The organism is Ochrobactrum sp. SSR, from assembly GCF_030067775.1.
Classification (GTDB): domain Bacteria; phylum Pseudomonadota; class Alphaproteobacteria; order Rhizobiales; family Rhizobiaceae; genus Brucella; species Brucella teleogrylli.
In genome coordinates, this window is sequence record NZ_CP125971.1 from 587618 (window position 1) to 608873 (window position 21256).

Consider the following 21256-nt stretch of genomic DNA (forward strand, 5'->3'; position numbering starts at 1 on the left):
AACATCAGTATTGTGGCAACTCCGTGTGAGTTGACATGCGCATGGGGTCGGGAAATTAAATAATCCTGCTGATAAATAAGAGCGTGCCGAGACCACAGGCAAGTGCCATAACGACAAACGGGACAGCCGGTATCGGACCGAGCCAGTTCGGATAATCGGATACGCGTGCAGTACGTATCACTTCCTCGCCTTCGGTCAGAAGCGACTTCAACGCACCGGATCTGTGAAAATCGGGATTGCCCTCCATGGCCCCTCTCCTCTTTGTATGGATCGATTTTTACCATCGAGACAAAAAACAGTCATCCCTAACTTTCGTCCATTTCTACGTCGTTTGACGGATAACAGACCGGGAACACAAGGACCGGCGTCACCCTCGCACCGGAGGGCGGAGCGCATCAGTCCATCGGTCAGCAACTGATCGGCATGAGCCAGGATGGCCTTGCCAGTTTCGAACCGGCCTTCCTTGACGAACTTTCAGTCGTTACGGACTGATCTTTCGACTACATGCAACGAGAGGGGCATGCGAAACATGATCCCCGAACCACGTTGCGCGACGGAGCTGGCGGATCGATTTATCTGCGCCTGAAGACACGACCAATCGAGCAGATCACGTGTCGGGAAGATCCAGCGTTCCGTCAGGGCGTCATCGACGGCGCTTACTGGCTGCGTGAACCCCGGCCCAACACGCGCCTCGTTCTGGCCTATCAGGGTTGTGTGGCGCCCGAAGTTCTGACGGCTGCAGGCCGCCTTGCAGAGACGCAAAGGGACGTTGCCGTGCTCGCCGTTACCTCGGCAGATCGCCTGAACGCGGGCTGGACAGCGGCTCAGCGGGCGCGACGCCACGGATTTGGCGAGGCCGTGAGCCATATTGAACGGCTTCTGCCCCCCGTTCCTTCACATGCGCATTTCATCACCGTCACGGATGGACACCCTGCAACGCTCGGCTGGCTGGGCTCCGTTCATGGCAACGCGACCACATCGCTGGGCGTTGAACATTTCGGCCAGACGGGAACCATCGCTGATCTTTATGCGCATTTTGGTATCGATACAGATTCAATTATCGATGCCGCGGAGGCCATCTCCCGGCGTTTCGCCAAAGCAGGTTAGGGTCACAAGAACGACCCTGCATTCGCAGCAATCTCTCGCTTGTCAAAGCGGGAGATTTAACGCGCTTCTGAATTTGGCTGATCAGTGATGCTGTAGTATTTCACCGAGGAAGGTTCGTGTGCGGGGATGTGCCGGCGCTCGAAAGAATGTTTCGGGATCATTCTCTTCGAGAATCTCTCCGTCCGCCATGAAGATGACCCGGTCCGCAACCTGACGAGCGAAGCCCATTTCATGCGTCACGCAGATCATCGTCATGCCATCGCGGGCAAGCGACACCATCGTATCAAGAACTTCCTTGACCATTTCGGGATCGAGCGCCGAAGTCGGCTCATCGAAAAGCATGGCCTTGGGCTCCATGCATAGCGCGCGCGCAATAGCAACGCGCTGTTGCTGTCCACCGGAAAGCTGCGCGGGATATTTTTCGGCCTGATCACCGATACGCACCCGGTCGAGATATTTTCGTGCCGTCGCTTCCGCTTCGTCCCGCGAAATTTTGCGCACCCGCATCGGCGCCAGAATGCAGTTCTCCAATACGGTCTTATGTGGAAACAGGTTGAACTGCTGAAAGACCATACCAACTTCACGGCGCACCGCATCAATGGCTTTCTGGTCTTCCTTGACCGCGTGACCGGCAACGACGATCTCGCCGCCCTGGCTCGCTTCCAATCGGTTGATGCAACGGATCAGGGTGGATTTGCCCGACCCCGATGGACCACACAGAACGATCTTCTCTCCCTTTGCGACCGTCAGGGAGACCTTTTTCAGCGCATAGAAGTTGCCATACCACTTCTCCACGTCGCGCATCATGATCATCGGTGGCGCATCTGACTTTTTATCAGTTGTCACGAGAAGTTCCCTTTCTTATCTGGAGAGGCCGGCGGCCATGCGTCGTTCAATACGCCTGCCCCACAAGGAGAGCGGCCAGCACATGGCGAAGTACATCGCCCCTACCACACCGAACACGAGAAGCGGTCGGTAGATCTGATTGGAGATTATCGAACCGGCGCGGGTCAGTTCAATGAAGCCAACAATCGCGGCAAGCGACGTGCCCTTCAGAAGCTGAACAAGAAAGCCAACGGTGGCCGGCAACGATAGTTTAAACGCTTGCGGCATGATGACGTCGACCATCAGGCTGTAGCGATGCAGTCCAAGCGCATCCGCCGCTTCAGTCTGCCCTTTCGGAACGGCTTCAATCGCGCCACGCCAGATTTCACCCAGAAAGGCCGAAGCGTGCGCGGCAAGGGCTATGCCCACCGCCGCCCAGGCCGGGAGATCGAAACCAAGAAGGGGCAAGCCGAAATAGGCAACAAAGAGCTGCATCAGCAAAGGCGTGCCCTGAAAGAGGCCAATCCAGCCGATTGCGATAGCCCGAACCCATTTGAGCTTCGATACCCGCATCAGAGCGATGATGATGCCGGAGACAATACCGCCAGCAAACGCCATAGCGGTCAGGATGAGCGTCCAGCCGAGACCTTGCAGCAGATAGGTGAATTCTTGCAGTCCCATAAGTCGTCCTCCTCAACGCTGGGGATAGCTGAATGCACGTCGCCCGATGGCGGCAAGCGACCACATCGTCACCAGCGAGATCACCAAATAAATGCCGGTCAGGGTGAAATAGGTTTCAAAGCTGCGGAATGTTTCCGCCTCGATGCGCTGTCCCGCTGAGGTCAACTCATAGGCGGAGATGGAGGTGCAAATTGCGGTCGTGAGCGTGAGCAGGATGAACTGGCTCGACAGTGATGGATATATCGCGCGCAACGCTGGTTTCAGAACGATCATACGGAACACTTCGTGCCGGTGAAGACCGAGCGCCAGTCCCGCTTCCGTCTGGCCTTTCGGAATGCTTTCGACCCCGCCACGGATAATCTCAATGGCATAGGCACCACCATTCAACCCGAGGGCAAGAATGGCCGTCAGTGTAGGATTAAGCCGCACACCCGCAAGAGGCAATGCAAAGAAGATGAAGTAAATCTGTACCAGAAACGGCGTGTTGCGGATCACCTCAACAAAGGTCGTGACCAAAAAGGATGGGATCACCCTATGAGTCCGCAAGATTGCAACCCCCACGACACCGATGATGGTGGCGAGTGTCATGCCGACGACGGCCAGGAACAGCGTTCCCAGTGTCCCATAGATCAGCGAGGGCCAGGCATCCGCGACGACGCTGAAATCAAGTGTCATGTTCTAACCTCCTCCAGCAGGGCGTTCAGTCCCATTCGGGTTCCCATTCAAAACGGGAGAACCGTTCGCCGCGTGCAAGTGCATGGATTGCCGCCATATCTTCCGGGGACAATTCAAAATCAAAAATATCCCGGTTGGACTTCATATTCTCAGGTTTGGCGGAGCGCGGAATGGCGCCAACATTGTCCTGCTGTAGAAGCCAGCGCAAGGTGACCTGGCCAGCGGACTTTCCGTATTTGCGCCCAAGCTCGACAAGGATATCCGAACTGAAAACCTTGCCCCTCGCGATCGGCTGATAGGCATTTAAAAGCATGCCTGCCTCACGCATGCGCGTAAGGAGCTTCTCCTGCGACAGATAAGGGTGATACTCGACCTGATTGCAGAACAACTCGGCGTTATGAACATCCAGCGCTTCGTCCAGAAGTGCGACCGTGAAATTGCTGACGCCGATCAGGCGGGTCTTACCGCTCGCTTTTGCTTCTGCAAAAGCTGAAAGCGTTTCGCCGAGAGGAACAGTCTTGCTCGGCCAGTGCACCAGAAGCAGATCGACATAGTCAAAGCCAAGCCGCTCCAAGCTTTCATCGACCCGGCGGGAAACTGTTTCCGGATCAAGATCGGTGAACCAGATTTTGGACGTAACGAACAAGTCTCCGCGTGCGACACCGCTCTCGCGAACAGCGCGCCCCACTTCAACCTCGTTGCCATAGCGAATGGCCGTATCGATCTGACGATAGCCAAGCTCAATCGCCGTGCGGATTGCAGCTTCGCCTTCCGGCCCTTTCAGTTCGAACGTGCCCAGTCCAAGGCTGGGGATCGTCACGCCCTGAATGGTCTTGGTTTCAAGGTTTTTCACGCTACAACCTCCCCGGTCACTTTGGCCAGTATGTCATTTGATGCCCGCAGCGTTCGCTTCGCCCATTCAGCAACGGACAAGCCTTTCGACTGACGATCATTCGGGATTTCGACCGCAACCGGGATATCAGCCGGCAAAGCATCGAACATACCAATGAGATCGAGCTCGCCTTCTCCTGGCAGGAACCGCTCGTGGCGTGCGGCAAAATTCAGCTCTTCACGACTTTCCGGGATTTTGGCCGGAGCATCGCAAATCTGCGCATAGTGCAGCCATTGGCGCGGCACAGTGGCAATTTCTTCGATCGTGGTGCGCGCTCGCGAAACATGGAGCGTATCGATAATCACGCCCTGATTTGGCTGGTCAGCCGCAGTCAGCACGCGGGTCGCCGCCGCAAGATCGCGGAGTTCGGACTGCGGCATGAACTCCAGATCCATCGACAAACCGAAAGGACGCGCAGCCTCACACAGTTTCACAAAGGAGTGGGTCAAACGCACCTCGTCGGCGTCATCACCCGCAACCAGAATGGCACGTGCACCCAATTGGGCCGAACAATCCAGAAACGGCAGATATGGCTCGGGATCGAAATCCGGTCCTATGCGGATCATCTCGATGTCGAATACCTCGACGCCCTTGTCATTCATGAGGCTGATAAGTGATTTCACACGGGCTGGCTCGTCCATCAGCGCATAAGCCAGTCCTCCGGGAACAGCGGGCAGCAGGCGAAAACCGAGATAATCGTAACCTGCTTCCGCTGCGGCCAGCACGGCTTCTTCCGGCGCGACGCCAAGCCCGGTCAGGAACGAGAGTGATGTCTTTCTGCTCGTCATGCCGCCGCTCCGGCTGTGTTCAGCATTTCCGCAAGGGTCACGGTACGGTCCTCACGTCCCGCAACATCGACCGCAAGCGTGGCGGCGAGCGTCAACATGCCATCGCGTGCCGTGATCAACGGCTTGGCATTGCCATGGATCACATCGACGAAATGGTCGAGCTGGTTCACATAGGTCAGCGAGCCATCACCGGGCCGGTATTCGCGGATCAGCGGATGCTGCCAATGATCACGTTCCTCCGCGTGTCGCCATAGATACATATCGGAAACGGACAATGCTGCCTTGCGTCCGGCAAGGAAGAGGCATGGTCCGGGTTGTGCCGGATGATAGAGCGCCTGACCGGACGTATATTCCCAGGCCCAGGGGCTGACGGCACCATCGGAAATCAGGAACGTGCCCAGTACCCCATTGACGAAGCGGATCGAGATACTTGCAGTATCTTCCACTTCGAAGCCGCGGCGCGCAGATGACGTAAAGGCGCGTATACTTTCGATCTCGCCTACCAGATAGCGCAGCACATCAATGTCGTGGATCAGATTGATCAGCAGCACCCCACCACCCAATTTGCGTCGCCATTCCGTATTGAAATAGTCATCGGGCTTGTCAAACAAGGTCATGCCATTGACGGCAACCAGAGGGCCGAGTTCGCCCGCGTCAATGGCACGCTTTGCCGACCGGATATCCGGGCTGTGACGCCGCTGATGCCCGACGAGCACAGCAACACCCGAACGTTCGGATGCTTCTACAATCCGGTTGGCTGACGCCAGACTTTCCGCAATCGGCTTTTCGATCAGGCAAGGTACACCGCGCTCGATGCAAGCCAGAGCTGCCGGTGCATGCAACTGGTTTGGCAGGGCGATGATGGCACCGTCCAGCTTTGCCTCATCGAGCATCGTGCCATAGTCGGAGAAATGCGGGACGGAAAGCCGTGCCGCCATTTCAGCAGCGGCTGGCGTAGGGTCGCAAATGGCGGCAATTTTCGCGCGCCGGTTGGAAGTCAGAAGTTCCGCATGTTCGCGGCCAATCAGGCCCGCCCCCATAAGACCAATGCGTGTCATGCCGTCATCTCCGTCATTGCCCTGAGAGCAAGGCGATACCCTTGAGCTCCAAAACCTGCCATCACGGCTGTTGCCGTTCTCGATACGAGCGACTTGTGATAGATTTCCTCACGCTGATGTACGTTGGAAATGTGCAGCTCGATCTTGGGACCATTGAAGGTCTTGAGTGCATCAAGAATAGCAATCGAGGTGAAGGTAAAGGCGGCCGGATTGATGATGATCCCAACCGCTTCGTGACGTGCGGCATGGATCGCTTCGATGATTTCACCTTCGAAGTTCGACTGGCGAAAATCAATCGCCACACCGAACTCTGCGGCATCCGCCTCCACCCAGGAACGAATTTCATCGAGCGTCGTTCGACCGTAAATTTCCGGCTCACGCTGACCGAGCAGATTAAGGTTGGGGCCGTTCAGTATGAAGATTTTACGCATGTTCAAACTTTCCGTGGAAACGAGGGCGCGACTTCGCAATCGTGGCCGCGCACCCCGCCTCATCATGCTGTATTGGAATTGTCGCTGATCTTATTCGACGGTGTAGGGCACGCCTTCGAGCTTCTCCGGGAAATTCGGAAGCTTGTCTTCGCCAAGCCACTTCTTGTTGATCGCCTCAAGACGGCCATCTGCCTTGATCTTGTCGATGAACTGGTTCAGCCAGGCATTGATTTCCTTGTCGCCAAGCTTGGTCGTAACGCCCATCCACTGTTCATTGAAGACCAGTTTCTGCTCGTAATCGTTGCCCGGTGCAGCCTTGTCGAGATTGATCTTGTATGTGGTGTTGCCACCAATGGCATCGACCTGCCCGGATACCAGCGCCTGCATTGTCGAACTGTCATCATCGAAACGGCGGATATTGGCGACATCGCCCAGAAGACTGGTGATTGACTTGTCCTGCGCAGCGCCGCGCGGCACGCCTATACGAAGGCTTTTCGCGTCTTCAATCTTGGTAATGTTGTTCTTGGCGCTCGACAGAAGAATGATCTTCAACCCGGCATAGGGCTTGGTGAACTGGACAGCTTTCGCGCGATCAGGATACATGCCCATGACCGCCATCTGCAGATCGACCTTGCCGGTCAAAAGGTTGGGAATACGTGCAGCAACGGCGTTTGGCACGAACTCGACCTTGACACCCATTTCCTCGCCGATCAGCTTCGCAACATCGACGTCATAGCCGACATTGTTGCCTGTGGAGTCGATTGAACCCCATGGGGCCTGTTCGCCCATCACGCCGATGCGAACGACGCCTGCGCTTTTGATTTTCTCCAGGGCCTGTGCATGGGCTGCAGAAGCGCCGAATACCATGGCCACGCCTGCAAAAAGCGTCAGTGCAGCATTACGAATTGAGAATTTGCCCGGCATTGATGGTCCTCCTCAGGGTTTGTGCCGTTTTGTCCAGACAGCGACTCCTCTTCGCTACCGGACCTGTGTTCATTTTTTATTAACCAACCAGTTGGTTGATGTCAATCCACGTGATATCCCTGTCCGCAGATCGATGACTTATGCTCAAGCTGCTGCCCAATTCCTTCCAATGTGGTAAGAGGACAGCCAGTCCGAGGAATCCAGATGACGAATACCGATACGATGCCAACACAGAACACGCTCGATCCTGGGCTTGACCCGGGGCAAAGATCGCCGGAAAAACGCAGGCGCCTTCTGCTTGAATCCGCTATTGCGGAGTTTTCGACCCATGGAATTGGCGGCGCTCGGGTGGATCGCATTGCGCAGCGGGCGAATTCCAATAAGGCGATGGTCTACCACTATTTCGGCAGCAAGGAGGAACTCTACCTTGCGGCCATGGAACACCTTTATGTCGGCATCCGTTCCGCTGAAGAGCAGCTGCTGCTTGATCCCGCCGACCCCATTGGCGCGATGAAAGCGCTGATCTCCTTTACCTTCCGTTATTACATCGACAATCCAGCCTTCGTGCGGATGATCAATACCGAGAACCTGCATGGCGCGGTCCATTTGCAGGCGGCGACCGGCATGGAGGGGCTCAACAGTGCCATCGTCAACAGAGTATCGACGATTATCGAGAGCGGCGTCGCCCAGGGACTTTTCCGTCATGTCGATCCGCTCGATCTCTATATCTCCATCTCTGCGCTTGGTTTTACCTATGTCTCCAACCGGCACACGCTGAAGGTCCTGTTCGGTCGTGAACTCCTTGCAGAAGACGCTATCGATGCCCGCTTGCAGACGATGACCGACATGATCCTGCGATTTATCGCTGTAGATGGCCATCAGGCTGCTCCCGCCACTGCACGATAATGGGCAACGGTCTGGGCAATCCCGTCACGCAGCGACGTGACGGGGATGGCTCCCAGCAGACGCTTGTTGTCGGTTGCCGCGATATTGGGCGCCATCGGTACGGCTTCACCGGCAAAGTCGATTTTGGCACCGGGTATTTCTGACCGGATCGCCCGGATGACGTCGGGCACATCCTCGCATGCGCCGCCCAGCGAAAAGGCGTGCGCACCTTCGTAAGATCGTGTTGCCGCAGCCGCAAACGCCGCCGCCACATCAGCCACGAAAACCATGTCCTGCGGCCCTGAATAGCCAATTGTATAAGAATTGCCACGAACCGCTTCGCGACAGGCAATTGTCGGCCCGGCGGTTAGCCCGCTTTCCCGGCCCGGCCCGTAAACAACGGTGGGACGCAGGCCGATACTGGCAATACCAGAATCATGCCAATAGGCTCTGGCGCTTCCCTCGCATGCGAGTTTGAAAGCACCATACTGCGTGACCGGATAAGGCGTCAGCCCATCGTCCGGGCCAAAGACAGCGGCACTGCTGGCATAGGCTACCCGCCCAATCGCATTTGCCTTGGCGGCTTCGAAGACATTCAGCGTACCAATCAGATTGACCGTTGCACCCAGCACCGGATCGTTCTTGCAAGCGGGCGTTAAAAGTGCTGCAAGATGGACGATAGAGGTACAATCGCTGGCAGCCGCCTTTACAGCCTCTGCATCTGCGATATCGCCTTGATACCACTCAACCTGCTCAGCCTCGTCGCCGACAATTTCCCGCAGAATACGTCGATCACTGGTACGGTCGAATATCCGCACTTCGTGAGCTTGCGCCTTCAACGCCTTCAAAATCCATCCGCCCAGAAAACCGGCCCCACCGGTAACGAGGACCCGCGTCATGCTGCCCCCTGCATATCTTCGGAGGTCAGTGAAAAGGCGGCATCGTAAATATTGCTGATGGGAGAAGAAAGAACGCCGGTTTCAATTGCCAGTTGCTCAATCTGTGGCAGCGCCGAATGAAGTCCCGGATTTGAAGACCCTTCAATGAGAACCACCACATCGAAACCGCTTTCGCTCATTTCGGCACGCAACTCGGTTTCCCTGGTGCGAACGCTCGAAACTTCGTTGCGCGAAATACCGATATGCACGCAAGCCACACCACGAACGGCGAGCATCTTGTCCGCAAGCCCCTGCGCCTTCGCCCTCAGCCCTTCCTTTCCTTCGCTCCCCGAAAGATCGAAGCGGATCGTTGCCACAGAGCCTCCGTCGCCAGTACCGGCGGTCGCTATCCGTTCGCAGGCGACGCGCAGAAAGTTGCGAAAGCTCGGCGCGACGGCAGCAGTCCACCGCGTTGGATTGTTCAGACGTTCGAGATAAGCCGGTGACCGAAATGTTTCGACCGTTTCGCCAGCATAGATTGTCCCGAAGACATATCGGGCGGCAGCAGGCGCGTGCAGCCGCTTGCCAGTCCTGAAGCCGGGTATCGAGAGGCGTTCAGGCATATGTTCACGTGTGTGCCACTCGATATATTCGTCATGGGCACCATCTTCGATGTCGTGCCAGATCGCCAGAAAGGCAGAGCCCTTCAGTCCCATATTCTTCTCCTCCATTCTGCTTGCCCCGCGTCCTCCCGCTTGACAAGTCGGTCGTTTCCGACCCATTTAGGCCACTAGAATGTTAGTATTCTACAGAATGTCAAGCACAAGATTCGCTGTCCGTTTGGGAGCACCAAACATCTCATTCACAGGGCCGAGCGAAAGCGGGCCAGGTTATCAGGGAGGAAAGCCATTATGGCAGAACAGGAAACATCACGCGTCGCGATTGTAACCGGCGGTGCGGGAGGGCTCGGATTTCCCATTGCGGCACGCCTTGCGGCCAAGGGGCACAAGGTCGCGCTTTGGGATATCAACCGCGAGCGCGTGGAAGAAGCCGCTGCAAAATTGCCGGGCGCCAAAGGTTATGTGGTGAATGTGATGGATGCCGCCGAGGTTGAAGCTGCAACCGCGCGGGTTGTGGCTGAGATGGGGCCACTCGGCATCCTCGTTACCAGCGCCGGTCACAATGGCCCTCTGGAGCAATTCGAAAAATATCCCCATGACGGCTGGCGGTTCGTCATGTCGCTCAATCTGGATGCCGTTTTCTATTGCTGCCAGTCGGCGGTGCGCGAAATGCGCAAGACTGGATATGGCCGCGTCGTCAATATCGCCTCCATCGCCGGCAAGGAGGGCAATCCGAACGCGGTCGCTTATTCCGCCTCCAAAGCGGGCGTTATTGGCCTGACGAAATCCGTCGGAAAGGAGCTTGCAACCACGCAGATTCGCGTCAACTGCGTCACTCCCGCAGCTATCGAAACCGAGATGATGAACCAGCTTACGCCGGAATTCAAAGCCTTTGTAACCGCGAAAATACCGGTCGGCAGGCTCGGAGAAGCCGATGAAGTTGCAGCACTGGTGAGCTGGCTCGCCTCAGAGGAATGTTCTTTCTCAACCGGCGCGGTCTTCGATGTGTCCGGCGGTCGCGCAACCTATTGAGGCCGCAGCATGTATAAAAAACATCCTCTCTCCCTCGCCTATCTGACCGTCTTCGGTTGCCCACCCGTTGATAACGTCAAGATCGCAGCGTCCTGCGGTTACGATATGGTCAGTCTGCGGCTGATCGCCCCGCACGGACTGGAACTCGCCCATCCCATTGTCGGCCAGAAGCCGCTGCTCCGGGAGATCAAGGCCGCCGCCGCAGATACCGGTGTCTCGTTCTATGACGGGGAAGTATTTACGCTTTTGCCACAGACCGATATTGCCGCATGGCTACCAATCATCGAAACGGCTGGCGAATTGCGCATGCCGTTGATGCAGATCACCTGCGAAGACCCCGACCTGTCGCGGTCTTCGGACAATCTGGCGCAGATCGCCGATGCTGCAGCACAATACGACATCAAAATGGCGGTAGAGTTCATGCGCTGGCGTTCGACGGCGACGATCCAGGATGCAACGCGCCTTGCCACCGCATCAGGCCGGAAAAATGTCGGGCTCCTGATCGATGCGCTGCATCTGTCCCGGTCGGGCGGTAATCCCCGTGATGTTGCGTCCCTGCCGGAAGGACTGGCGCTCTATCTGCAACTTTGCGATGCACCGGCTGAACAGCCGGTGGACAATGCCGGTTGCATTGCTGAGGCCCGAACTGGACGGATGTTCCCCGGCGACGGTGGTCTTTGGTTGCGCGAACTGATGTCCGTACTGCCCGACGATGTCGTCATCAGCGTCGAAACTCCGCATAAAGGCGATACCGAACTTAGTTTCCTTGAACGCGCCGAACAGGGAATGGCAGCAACAAAACGCTTCCTCGACAGTGTGTAACTGCCGTGGTGTCATGGCACCGGGGGTGTTGCTTCGCCCCCGGTGGACGCGTACAGGAATCATTTATACTGCATTGAGAAGTTATTTTAGCTGCAACAAGGAAAGGGTCCGCAGAAATGCATTCAAAACCGCGATCCTCGCTGGGTGCACGGGTGACCGACAGGTTACGGCGGGCAATTATAGACGGTGAACTTGAACTGGGGGATGCGCTGTCGGAAGACAAGCTCGCAACCGCGCTCGGTGTCAGCCGCAGTCCCGTCAAGGAAGCCTTCGCCATTCTTGAGCAACAGGGTCTGATTGATGTGCAACCACAGCGGGGCACTTTTGTTTTCCTGCCGACCCATGAAGATACCGTCAATCTGTGCGAGTTCCGAAAGACTATCGAAGTTGAAGCGGTACGTCTCGCCATGGTGCGCAGGCGTGATGAAACGTTGAACGCGATGCGCATCGCAGCGAAAGACATGGTTGAGGCATGTGAGGCTGGCGATGTTCTGCGCGGTGCTCGGGCCGACGATCATTTTCACGACGCGGCGCTGGAAAATTGTGGCAATCCCTACCTCGTTAACGCCTACCATCTTGTCGCCAGCAAAGTTGCGGCGTTGCGGTCGCATCGCTCGTCTTTGCCAACCCGCAAATTTTCCAGCGCGGAGCATCTGGTCATTGTCGATCTTCTGGAAAACAACCAGATTGCCCAAGCGCTGCAGCAACTTTCTGCACATATCATGATGATGGCGGAACGTTACGGCATAGATAATGAGCCGGTGCGCGCGCTGGGTACGCGAGCCGCTCGCGGCGCCAGGCTTGATCATATCGGACCGCTTACAGATTAGCGCATAATCCGGGCGGAGCGAGCCAAGCGTCCACGGGTTCAACCCATCGAACCCCGCGCCCCCAGGTGAACCGTAGTCAACCCTCGTGCATAACAGCAACGCGGCTTCGAGAACGCGCGAGCGATAAAGCACGCAATGCCACATTTGGGAGAAGGAACACAATGAAAGCGCTGGTTTATCTGGGTAAAGAAAACATGGTTTATCGCGAAGTCGATGAACCGCAAGCTGGCCCCCGCACAGCGCTTCTCAAGGTCAAGGCGTGTGGCATCTGCGGCTCGGACATGCATGGTTATCACGGACACGACCCGCGTCGGGTTCCACCGATGATTATGGGACATGAAATAGCTGGTGTTGTGGAAACAGGATCTTTGGCCGGCCAGCGTGTGGCGGTCAATCCACTTTTGACCTGCGGAGAATGCACCGAGTGCCTGTCCGGGGCGCAACAGCTGTGTGAAAACCAGCGCAACATAGGGCTCCCGCCGCATGCAGGCGGCTTTGCCGAACGGATCGTGGTGCCAGAACGCAATCTGGTGAAAATTCCAGACGACATGGATTTTCGTGTGGCCGCGCTCGCCGAACCGGTTGCGGTCGCCTATCATGCAGTTCTTCTCGGGACAAACAATTTGCGTCGTCCGCTTTCGGCAGCGCGCGTTGCGGTGCTTGGCGGAGGAGCCATCGGACTGGCGACCGCGCTTGTCACAATTGCCCAAGGGGCGGGTGCTGTAATGCTTGCAGAACCAAATCCTATTCGCCGCAGGACCGCGTCTGCCGCCAGTTCCGCGATTATCGCCTACGATCCCAACGATGCGTCATCGGCGCCTCCAGCGAACTCGGTCGATCTGATCTTTGACGCGGTCGGCGCGAAGCAAACGAGAGAGGCAGCATTCTTGATGGCACGCCGCGGGGCTACGATTGTGCATCTCGGCCTTCTGCCGGGATCGGAAGGTGTGGATGTCAGACGGATCACGCTTGCGGAAATCGCTTTCATCGGCTCCTATTGTTATTCAATGACGGATTTTCGGGAAACCGTCGCGTTGCTGGCATCCGGGCGACTGGGTCCGCTCAATTGGGTTGAAAGCCGGCATTTATCCGAAGGGAGCCAAGCCTTCCGCGATCTTGATAGGGGGCACACCGCCGCCGCCAAGATCGTCTTAACTATCTAAGCGATTGCCCGAAGGTTTGCGCCCCTTCCCCGTCAGCTTCTATCCGTGGGAACCAAAAGTGCCACACTGCCCGATTGTTCGCCACGGCTTGGGTCAATTCTTCTGACAGCGCACTGTAATCGTCTTGACTGTCTTGGCTCATGTGCCACAAAGAGCATAGGTAACTGAAATGGGATACTATGAGCGCTCTTGAAAAATCGCTGACCATCATCGAGCTGCTCGCGGCTCGTCCTGCCGGTCTGTCCGTCTCAGCGATTGCCCAGCATGTCAATCAGCCTCCAAGTGGCGTGCACCGCACGCTTAACGAATTGATTCGACTTGGTTATGTTCGTCAGGTTCAGGATCAGGGCGACTATGCGCTCACCATGAAGCTCGCAGCGCTCGGTGTAGGTTTTCTCGGCCGCACGGGCGTTGGAGATGTGGCTCAGCCCATATTGGACCGGTTGGCCCAAACCAGCGGCGAGTTGATTCGTCTCTCGGTGATTGATGGCGACGATCTGATCTGGGTCGCGGTTGCACAAGGCGCGACTGGCGGTTTGCGTTATGATCCCGGACAAGAACAGGGCGTCAATGTTCATCTGGCCACAAGCGCTGGTGGTCAGGCGTGGCTTGCCTCGATGAGCGATGAAGAGGCTCTGCACCGGGTTGCGCAACAGGGCCTCGTCAACAGCAACAAGCCCTCCGGTCCTGGTGCTCCCACCACGATCACTGAACTTCTGAAAGTGTTGGCGCAGACACGCAAGCGTGGCTATTCCATTTCGGTCAATAGCTACATTATCGGCATGGCTGCGATGGCTGTGCCGGTTCGCAGCGGCGGCGAGGTTATTAGCTGCCTTTCCATCGCTGGACCAACTGTCCGCATGACAGCGGAGCGGATGGCGGAGCTTGCACCGCACCTCACCAGAGCAGCAGAAGAGATCGGTCTTGCGGCGAGTGGATCGCGCTACTTTCCCGGCTTGCACAAACGAAGCTGAGGCCCGTCCGACATAGAGCATTTCCAGCAAAAGTGCGTAGCGCCTACGCGGGGAAATCAGTCCACCGGACTGATTTCTGATCCCGCTTCGATACGTAGGATAATGCGTAAAAACAAATAGATAGAGCGGTTCCACGATTCCGTCTTAACCGAACCGCACTAAAGCAAAAGCCCCGAAGGGAATGATCCTTTCGGGGCTTCTTTTGTTTCGGAGGATTAACGCAGAGCTGAAAAAGCTTAGCCAGCCTTGCGTAAGTTTTGTTGTTCAGACAGCGCCCAGCCCAGAGGTTGCAGCTTTTGCAAAGCGTCCTGAATTGCGGCGTCCGGTTCGGAACTGAGAATTTCCACGACCGACAGTCCCCGATAATCCGACGCGGCCAGTGCTTTGGCCGCCGCCACGAAATCAACGCTGCCCGTTCCGATGGGGTCGTGCTTCCAGGCGCTTTTCCCGGTGTCGGACATGTGCAGTATATCGAGGTAAGGGACCACTAGCGGGATCGCTTCACTCAGGTCCTCACTGATGAAATGCGCGTTGGCCAGATCGTAGCAGATGGTCAAAGCGGGGCTCGCAAATTCTTCCACCCATTTGACCATGCTCTTTGCATCCGGCAAAACCCCCATCGGGATGTTTTCCAGAAACACCTTTACCCCAGCCCGCTCCGCATAAGCGACCGTCTTTTCGAGAGAACCCCGGAACCAGCCCTCCAACTGCGCCTTTGGTGGCGCATTTAGAGAATTATATCGCCCTGATACGGAGACAAAGCCTTGCGCCCCAAGTTCGTAGGTCGCGTCCAATAGTTTCTTGTTGAAGCCGACCGTCATTTCGCGGATTTCTTCGCGGGGCGAAGCAAGATTATGGTCCAGGCTCTGTGCCGTCAGCGAATGAATGGTCAAGCCTTCCGCTTCCAGAAACCGACGGATGCGCGCATAATCACGCGCCGTCATATTCTGGATGTCGAGATGCGCCGGGCTGACCATCACATCGAAATGCGTGAAGCCAAGCTTCGCCAGACGAGTCAAAGACTCTTCCAGCGGCACTGTCCAGGCATCACTGATCGTACTCACTCCAAGAGGAAACGAGGCCATTTCTTCTTCTCCCGTTTTGATCGTCGCGACTTATTTCAGAGGCGAATTTGCAGTCGGAAAAGCGATGGTCGAACGCATGTCGGTCGTCAGCCAATCCGGCCCGCCTTTCGGTGGCCACACGTTTTTGGCAACGGAATCTGCACGGATCTGGCCGCGCTCGTTCACCGAAGCGAAAGGCCAGATATGCGTCATGCGCGGCTTGCCGTCGACGCCATACATGCAGATGGTCAGCTTTGAGAGTTCCGTGCGCGCCGGTACAGCCGCTTCCCATGCCTTTATCGTTGGCTCCAGACCACCGGTCTTGAGAACATAGGTACGGAATTCATAGGCAGGACCAAAGCTGCCAGTCTCAATCGGCGGCAGAAATGGAAATGGCGCATAGCCTTCAAGTTCCAGTTCGGTCAGCCATTCGGCAGCACCAAACGGACTGGCCGCGCGAAGTGTGCGCTCACGCTCGACTTCAAAATCGCCGGTGGTATCAAAGCCGCGCAGAACCAGAACCTTATTCAACGCGCCAATATCGGCATAGAAAATGCCCAGAAGACGCCCCTTGCCTTCCCCCGCGAATGCTTCCACTGCCGGCGCAACCTTGGCGGCTGCCCCCATGGTCGTGGAAAGAGTTGCGATTTCATAGCGTTGCATGTTTCTTCCTTTCATTCGTGATAACGTCGGGCGCATCTTGTGACACATCGGTAAGCTTTCCGGCGGCGTGTTTGGCCACACGCCATCCAAACACCACGGCTGGACCAATGGTCGTGCCCGGCCCCGGATAGGTCCCGCGAAAGATGGAGGCGAGATCATTGCCGCAAGCATAAAGTCCATGGATCGGCTCGCCGTTCTCATTGAGAACCCGGCCAAATTCATCGCCGGAAAGACCCGCACTGGAGGCGAGATCGGATGGGCGCACAGCCATGGCGTAATAGGGACCGGCACCAACCGGCCCTAAGCACGGATTAGGGCTGAAGCTCGCGTCGCCATTGAATCGGTTCATCACCGATGTGCCGCGCCCAAAGTCTTCATCAATACCGGTTGCGGCAGAACGATTATAGGCTTCGACGGTCTGGACAAGCACGCCCGCGTCGCAGCCGATCTTGGCCGCCAGTTCCGGCAAGGTCGCGCCCTCGATCACATATCCGGCCTTGAGCATAGCTTTCAGGTTCTTCGCCCCCGGCAGGATCATCCCCATACCATAGCGATGCAGAAATGCTGCGTCGCAAACCAGGTGGGCTGGATTGGCGCCATTACCAATCTGACCCATCGAAAAATCATGATAGGAATTGGATTCATTGACGAAGCGCTTGCCTGCAGCGTCAACCGCCAGAAGGCCCGGCTTGGCGCGGTCGAGGATGATATGCGGCCACACGGCCAGCGATCCGTCTGCCCGACGATAGGACGAGCAGGGCATCCAAAGGGCGGGGCTATCGCCGCCATCCTCGAAGCGCGCGCCTATCGCCATTGCCACATCCGCTCCATCGCCGGTGTTGGTGACAGGCGCAAGCGAATAATCGCGCGCCGCTTCAGGAAACAGCCGGTCGCGGATTTTCTTGTTCCAGCATACGCCCCCCGTCGCCAGCACGACCCCTTTGCGAGCCCTGATGCGGCGCGACCCCGATGGCCCCTCCAGCACCGCGCCAACAACGCGGCCATCCTCAACAATCAGTTCGTGAACGCCGGTTTCGAACAGCACCGGCACCTTTGCCTTGCGCAGACTAAAGAGAAGCCGTGCCACCAGTGCATTGCCCATCAAAAGGCGTGTTCCGCGCTTGTAACTGAGGCGGTCGAGCACATAGCGCCCGACGATCTGGACGGTGCTGCGGAAATTGGCGATGGAGCCGAAGGGTTGCAGCAAGGCGCCCAGTTCATTGCGTCCCACCATCATACCGCCAAGTCCCATGAATTCGCGGCGCGGCGGACGAACCCGGTCGAAATCATCACGCTCCAGCAGGCGACCGTCAAAAGCGACTGGGCCCAAAGCCCGGCCCCCATAGGCAGAACCTGGCCCGTCGAGATAGTCGGGATGTGCAAGAGCGGCGGCAAATTTCACATCGGTGCGACGGTCGAGTTCCTCGATAGCCTCGCGCCCTGAGGCGAGAAACGCCTCGCGCAGCCGAATGCCGCTGCGACTGGCGACAACGCTTTCCAGAAAAGCGCGCGCATCCTCGACGGTATCAGGAACGCCTGCTTCTTCAGAAAGATGTGTTCCCGGGACCCAAGTGGTGCCTCCCGAGGTTGAGGTTGTGCCACCAACCTGTTTGGTCTTTTCACATAGGAGGACATTTAGTCCCTCCAGCGCACCAACCAGCGCCACCGTCATGCCACCAGCGCCTGCACCGCAAACCAGCAGATCGACTTCGTCTGTTCCGTGCTGATCATGATCAGATCGCATATTCTGTTTCCTTGCTGTTGGATTGTGCGCTCTCAATCGCGGCCCGCTTGGCAATGGTTTCAGCTGCGAGGAACCCAAAGGTCATGGCAGGGCCAAGCGTGATACCACCACTTGGATAGTGACCACCCATAATGCTGTTCATGTCGTTGCCGGCTGCATAAAGACCGGCAATTGGCTGGCCCGAAGCATCGAGGACACGCGCAAATGCATCGGTCACGATACCGGTAAATGTACCCAGACTGCCTGGTACAATTCGCACCGCATAGAAAGGTCCATTGCGGATGGGAGCAATACAGGGATTGGGTTTCTGATCGGGGTCCCCCTGAACCCGCTGATAGAGCGTCTGGCCGCGATTGAATTGCGGGTCTTCTCCCCATTGCGCATCACGGTTGAACGCTGTGACGGTCGCGTTGAGACCCGCCGCGTCGATGCCGCAGCGTTCAGCCAATTCGGTGATCGTTGCGCCCTTGATAAGATAGCCGTTGTTCAACCAACGCCGATAAGGAACGGGCGCTGGTTTGACAGCGCCAAGACCGTAACGGCGCAAAAACCGATGATCGCAGATGAGCCATGAGACAACTGGTTGCCCCTCCGGGGTCGCTGCTATCATATCACAAACATAGTCGTGATAGGGGCCGCCCTCATTGGCGAAACGGCTTCCCGAAGCCAATACCGCGATTACACCCGGCTTTCCGCGCTCGACCAGATGCGGAAAACGCCCCACGGTTCCATCATTGCGGGGAACGAGCGATACCGGCGCATAGGCCGCACCATGCGCCATGCGGTCGGATACGTGCCCGCCGACCATTTCGGCAAGACGCATACCATCGCCACTGTTTGTCTTGGGCGCTGCCGATGCGTGATCCGTACCGGCCCGAACATGCGGCAAGTGTTCAAAGAGACGCCCTTTATCATGCGGAAAGCCACCTGTCGCCAGCACAACGCCATGTTTGGCAGTGACAGTAAGGGGGCCTTTAGCGGTCATGAGAACGGCGCCCGTGACACGTCCTTGATCAGCGGTCAATTCGCGCGCTGCGGCTCCCGACCAAAGGGTAATCTCCTTATCGGATGCAGACCGCAATAGCCGCGCGACCAACGCGTTGCCATTGACAAGTTGCATCGCGCGCCGATGAACAACGAGATCGCGCAGATGTTTCGACACGCGTCGTGTAACATAGGCAAATGCTTTGAGTGAGCGTATCGCCGTCAGGAACATGCGCATGTCGACGCCCGATGCGATGCCCATGCCCAAAAACGTTGTTTCGGGGATCGGCGGGCGCAATTTTCCGATCAAGGAGCCAAGTTCGCGACCGTCATAAGGTGCGGCGACAACCGAACGCCAGCCTGTCGCCGCCGCCGGTGCATTGCCGTGAAAATCCGGTACGCCGCTGCCCGGATTGAAGCGGACTTGCGTGTTGCGCTCAAAGAAAGACAGCATGCGCGGCGCGGCTTTCAGATAACCGTCGATCATGGCCTCATCGTAACTATTACCAAGAATATGCCTCAAATAGGCTTTCGGCTCATCGGGGTTTTCACCCTTGCCAGCGGATACGGCATGAGGCGCATTGGGGATCCACAACCAGCCACCGGAAAAGGCAGTGGTGCCACCAAATACATCGGCTTTTTCGGCCACGATGACCTTCAATCCGAAATGCGCTGCCGCTACCGCTGCAGAAAGTCCCCCGGCACCAGAACCGATAACGAGGACATCGCATGCCGCTCGATGAGAGGAAACCATCGGGTCGTTGTTATCGATGGAGTGGTCGGGAGACATATGTATTTCCTATCTGCCAGAACGCTTAACTATCGGGCGTGGGAATAAAGTGCGGCGATGGCCGCAATCACCAGTGGAACCGCAAAAACGATCATCACCGTCGACAGGCTTGCTCCCGAACCGATCAGAACGCCGCCCATCGATGGGCCAACGACGGCGCCAAAGCGCCCTGCGCCCATGGCCCAGCCAACGCCCGTGCCCCGGACGGAAGCCGGATAAAGGCTGGCTGCGAGACCATAGAAGGAGTTGAAGCCGCCATAGATCGCCATTCCCATGAGGAACGCCGTGAAGAGTACAATGCCGAGCGACATGTGGACTGTTCCGAACACCACCAGAAGTGCCGCGGCGAGAACTAGGAACACCGCCCCGACAATGCCTTGCGGAAAGCGGTTCGAGAGCTTGCCCATCAGCAACGTTCCCAGAAACGCGCCGAAGTTCAGGATCGCGCCAACATAGATGGCATTTTCCAATGTCAAACCGGCTTGCGAGGCAAGCTTCGTCACCCATGAGATAACGAAATAAAGCGACAGGAAGCCCATGAAAATTCCGACCCAGAGCCAAATCGTTGGCACCAGACGATTTTCGGCGAAAATGGTAGCGAAACCAGCAGCTTTCTGCTGAGCGGACTTTTGCGGCAATTGCTCGACCGACTCCATACCGAGCCTCGCCAGCACATGATTGACGCGTTGCAGAGCATTTTCAGGCCGTTTGCGGACCAGAAAATCGAGCGATTCCGGTAGGAAAAACCAGACGAACGGCAGCACCACCAACGAGGTAATGCCCGCGCCGATCAGCATCATATGCCAGCCGTAGACAGGGAGCAGCGGTGCCATGGCGAGGCCGGTAAAAACCGCTCCAAGCGGATAGCCAGCGGTCATGACGGCCACGGCGAAGGAACGCTCCCTTACCGGTGCAAATTCCGCAGCAAGCGCGGCCATCGAAGCAAGGATCGCGCCGATCCAAACGCCGATGAAGAAGCGCAGGACAACCAGTTCCATGACTGTGGTTACAAAGCCGCTCAGGATCATGGCGATTGTGATTGCCGCGAGGGCCGTAATCGTCAGTGGCCGGCGACCCCATCTGTCTGCAAGCGGCGCAACGAAGAAGCAGCCGATCACCATGCCCGCAAGACTTGCGGAGAACACGACACCAAGCCGCTCCGGTGACAGCGCCCAGTCTGCCGAAAGCGCAGGCGCGATATAGGAAAGGATAACAACATCCATGCCGTCGATGGCGTTCAACAAAAAGCAGATCGCCAGAATGATGACCCTCAACGAAGACCAGTTTTGCGAAGCGCCAATGGCTTCTAACGCAATATTGTCCTGCTTCGTTTGATCAATGGCTTTTCCGTGCACACCCTTGCGGGTTGCAAGTGTCAGTTTTGCGCCATCGGACCCGACGGCATCTATGCTGTTCATCTGTTCCT

General features: G+C 57.0%; 22 protein-coding genes and 1 pseudogene. 7 read left to right on the forward strand and 16 right to left on the reverse strand.

What is annotated here, in order from left to right:
• Positions 1-55: 55 nt before the first annotated feature.
• Positions 56-247, reverse strand: coding sequence for a hypothetical protein (locus QLQ11_RS20105; RefSeq protein WP_283735618.1), 192 nt, complete (start codon positions 245-247; stop codon positions 56-58).
• A 107-nt stretch (positions 248-354) separates the two neighbouring features.
• On the opposite strand from QLQ11_RS20105, the pseudogene QLQ11_RS20110 reads away from it, so the two are divergent.
• Positions 355-1107: pseudogene (locus QLQ11_RS20110) on the forward strand (transketolase); the annotation flags it as partial.
• An 81-nt stretch (positions 1108-1188) separates the two neighbouring features.
• On the opposite strand, the gene QLQ11_RS20115 reads toward QLQ11_RS20110, so the two are convergent.
• From QLQ11_RS20115 to QLQ11_RS20150, 8 genes are all read right to left on the reverse strand, one after another.
• Positions 1189-1920 carry an amino acid ABC transporter ATP-binding protein gene (locus tag QLQ11_RS20115; RefSeq protein WP_167836121.1) on the reverse strand — a complete coding sequence of 244 codons (732 nt, stop codon included), beginning with the start codon at positions 1918-1920 and terminating at the stop codon, positions 1189-1191.
• Between the two features lie 48 nt (positions 1921-1968).
• Positions 1969-2613, reverse strand: coding sequence for an amino acid ABC transporter permease (locus QLQ11_RS20120; RefSeq protein ID WP_283735617.1), 645 nt, complete (start codon positions 2611-2613; stop codon positions 1969-1971).
• Positions 2614-2625: 12 nt separating this feature from the next.
• Positions 2626-3288 (reverse strand): amino acid ABC transporter permease, encoded by a 663-nt coding sequence (locus QLQ11_RS20125; RefSeq protein WP_171318106.1) that lies wholly within the window; start codon positions 3286-3288, stop codon positions 2626-2628.
• A gap of 25 nt (positions 3289-3313) precedes the next feature.
• On the reverse strand, positions 3314-4141 hold the full coding sequence (locus tag QLQ11_RS20130) for an aldo/keto reductase (RefSeq protein ID WP_283735616.1): 828 nt from the start codon (positions 4139-4141) through the stop codon (positions 3314-3316).
• The gene (locus QLQ11_RS20135; protein ID WP_121539034.1) at positions 4138-4968 is read right to left on the reverse strand and encodes a sugar phosphate isomerase/epimerase; all 831 of its coding nucleotides are present in this window, start codon (positions 4966-4968) and stop codon (positions 4138-4140) included. Before QLQ11_RS20135 ends, QLQ11_RS20130 begins: the two co-directional genes overlap by 4 nt.
• Positions 4965-6026, reverse strand: coding sequence for a Gfo/Idh/MocA family protein (locus QLQ11_RS20140; RefSeq protein WP_283735615.1), 1062 nt, complete (start codon positions 6024-6026; stop codon positions 4965-4967). Before QLQ11_RS20140 ends, QLQ11_RS20135 begins: the two co-directional genes overlap by 4 nt.
• Positions 6023-6457, reverse strand: coding sequence for a type II 3-dehydroquinate dehydratase (gene aroQ / locus QLQ11_RS20145; protein ID WP_124915807.1), 435 nt, complete (start codon positions 6455-6457; stop codon positions 6023-6025). Before aroQ ends, QLQ11_RS20140 begins: the two co-directional genes overlap by 4 nt.
• A 90-nt stretch (positions 6458-6547) precedes the next feature.
• Complete coding sequence (locus tag QLQ11_RS20150) at positions 6548-7381, reverse strand: transporter substrate-binding domain-containing protein (protein ID WP_121539037.1); 834 nt, start codon at positions 7379-7381, stop codon at positions 6548-6550.
• Positions 7382-7585: 204 nt separating this feature from the next.
• Between QLQ11_RS20150 and QLQ11_RS20155 the strand changes: the two genes are divergently transcribed.
• Positions 7586-8287 (forward strand): TetR/AcrR family transcriptional regulator, encoded by a 702-nt coding sequence (locus tag QLQ11_RS20155; protein WP_283735614.1) that lies wholly within the window; start codon positions 7586-7588, stop codon positions 8285-8287.
• Here the strand turns inward: QLQ11_RS20155 and QLQ11_RS20160 are convergent.
• Positions 8260-9165, reverse strand: coding sequence for an NAD(P)-dependent oxidoreductase (locus tag QLQ11_RS20160; RefSeq protein ID WP_283735613.1), 906 nt, complete (start codon positions 9163-9165; stop codon positions 8260-8262). The genes QLQ11_RS20155 and QLQ11_RS20160 overlap by 28 nt on opposite strands.
• Complete coding sequence (locus QLQ11_RS20165; protein ID WP_283735612.1) at positions 9162-9875, reverse strand: hypothetical protein; 714 nt, start codon at positions 9873-9875, stop codon at positions 9162-9164. Before QLQ11_RS20165 ends, QLQ11_RS20160 begins: the two co-directional genes overlap by 4 nt.
• A gap of 180 nt (positions 9876-10055) precedes the next feature.
• On the opposite strand from QLQ11_RS20165, the gene QLQ11_RS20170 reads away from it, so the two are divergent.
• The 5 genes from QLQ11_RS20170 (at position 10056) to QLQ11_RS20190 (ending at position 14585) form a co-directional block, all read left to right on the forward strand.
• The gene (locus QLQ11_RS20170; protein WP_109365641.1) at positions 10056-10796 is read left to right on the forward strand and encodes an SDR family NAD(P)-dependent oxidoreductase; all 741 of its coding nucleotides are present in this window, start codon (positions 10056-10058) and stop codon (positions 10794-10796) included.
• Positions 10797-10805: 9 nt separating this feature from the next.
• Positions 10806-11618, forward strand: coding sequence for a sugar phosphate isomerase/epimerase (locus QLQ11_RS20175; RefSeq protein ID WP_283735611.1), 813 nt, complete (start codon positions 10806-10808; stop codon positions 11616-11618).
• Between the two features lie 116 nt (positions 11619-11734).
• Positions 11735-12448 carry a GntR family transcriptional regulator gene (locus QLQ11_RS20180; protein WP_283735610.1) on the forward strand — a complete coding sequence of 238 codons (714 nt, stop codon included), beginning with the start codon at positions 11735-11737 and terminating at the stop codon, positions 12446-12448.
• 161 nt (positions 12449-12609) lie between these two features.
• Positions 12610-13611 carry an alcohol dehydrogenase catalytic domain-containing protein gene (locus tag QLQ11_RS20185; RefSeq protein WP_283735609.1) on the forward strand — a complete coding sequence of 334 codons (1002 nt, stop codon included), beginning with the start codon at positions 12610-12612 and terminating at the stop codon, positions 13609-13611.
• A 179-nt stretch (positions 13612-13790) separates the two neighbouring features.
• The gene (locus QLQ11_RS20190; protein ID WP_283735608.1) at positions 13791-14585 is read left to right on the forward strand and encodes an IclR family transcriptional regulator; all 795 of its coding nucleotides are present in this window, start codon (positions 13791-13793) and stop codon (positions 14583-14585) included.
• 236 nt (positions 14586-14821) lie between these two features.
• Here QLQ11_RS20190 and QLQ11_RS20195 read toward each other — a convergent pair whose 3' ends face one another.
• The 5 genes from QLQ11_RS20195 to QLQ11_RS20215 are packed head-to-tail and all read right to left on the reverse strand — an operon-like array spanning position 14822 to position 21248.
• Entirely contained in the window at positions 14822-15670 is an 849-nt protein-coding gene (locus QLQ11_RS20195; RefSeq protein ID WP_124915800.1) for a sugar phosphate isomerase/epimerase, read from the reverse strand.
• 30 nt (positions 15671-15700) lie between these two features.
• The gene (locus QLQ11_RS20200; protein ID WP_283735607.1) at positions 15701-16312 is read right to left on the reverse strand and encodes an NIPSNAP family protein; all 612 of its coding nucleotides are present in this window, start codon (positions 16310-16312) and stop codon (positions 15701-15703) included.
• A complete protein-coding gene (locus QLQ11_RS20205) occupies positions 16299-18056 on the reverse strand; it encodes an FAD-binding protein (protein WP_283735606.1) in 1758 nt (585 codons plus the stop codon). Before QLQ11_RS20205 ends, QLQ11_RS20200 begins: the two co-directional genes overlap by 14 nt.
• Complete coding sequence (locus QLQ11_RS20210) at positions 18046-19830, reverse strand: FAD-dependent oxidoreductase (protein ID WP_283735605.1); 1785 nt, start codon at positions 19828-19830, stop codon at positions 18046-18048. Before QLQ11_RS20210 ends, QLQ11_RS20205 begins: the two co-directional genes overlap by 11 nt.
• 29 nt (positions 19831-19859) lie before the next feature.
• Entirely contained in the window at positions 19860-21248 is a 1389-nt protein-coding gene (locus tag QLQ11_RS20215) for an MFS transporter (protein ID WP_283735604.1), read from the reverse strand.
• Positions 21249-21256 lie beyond the last annotated feature (8 nt).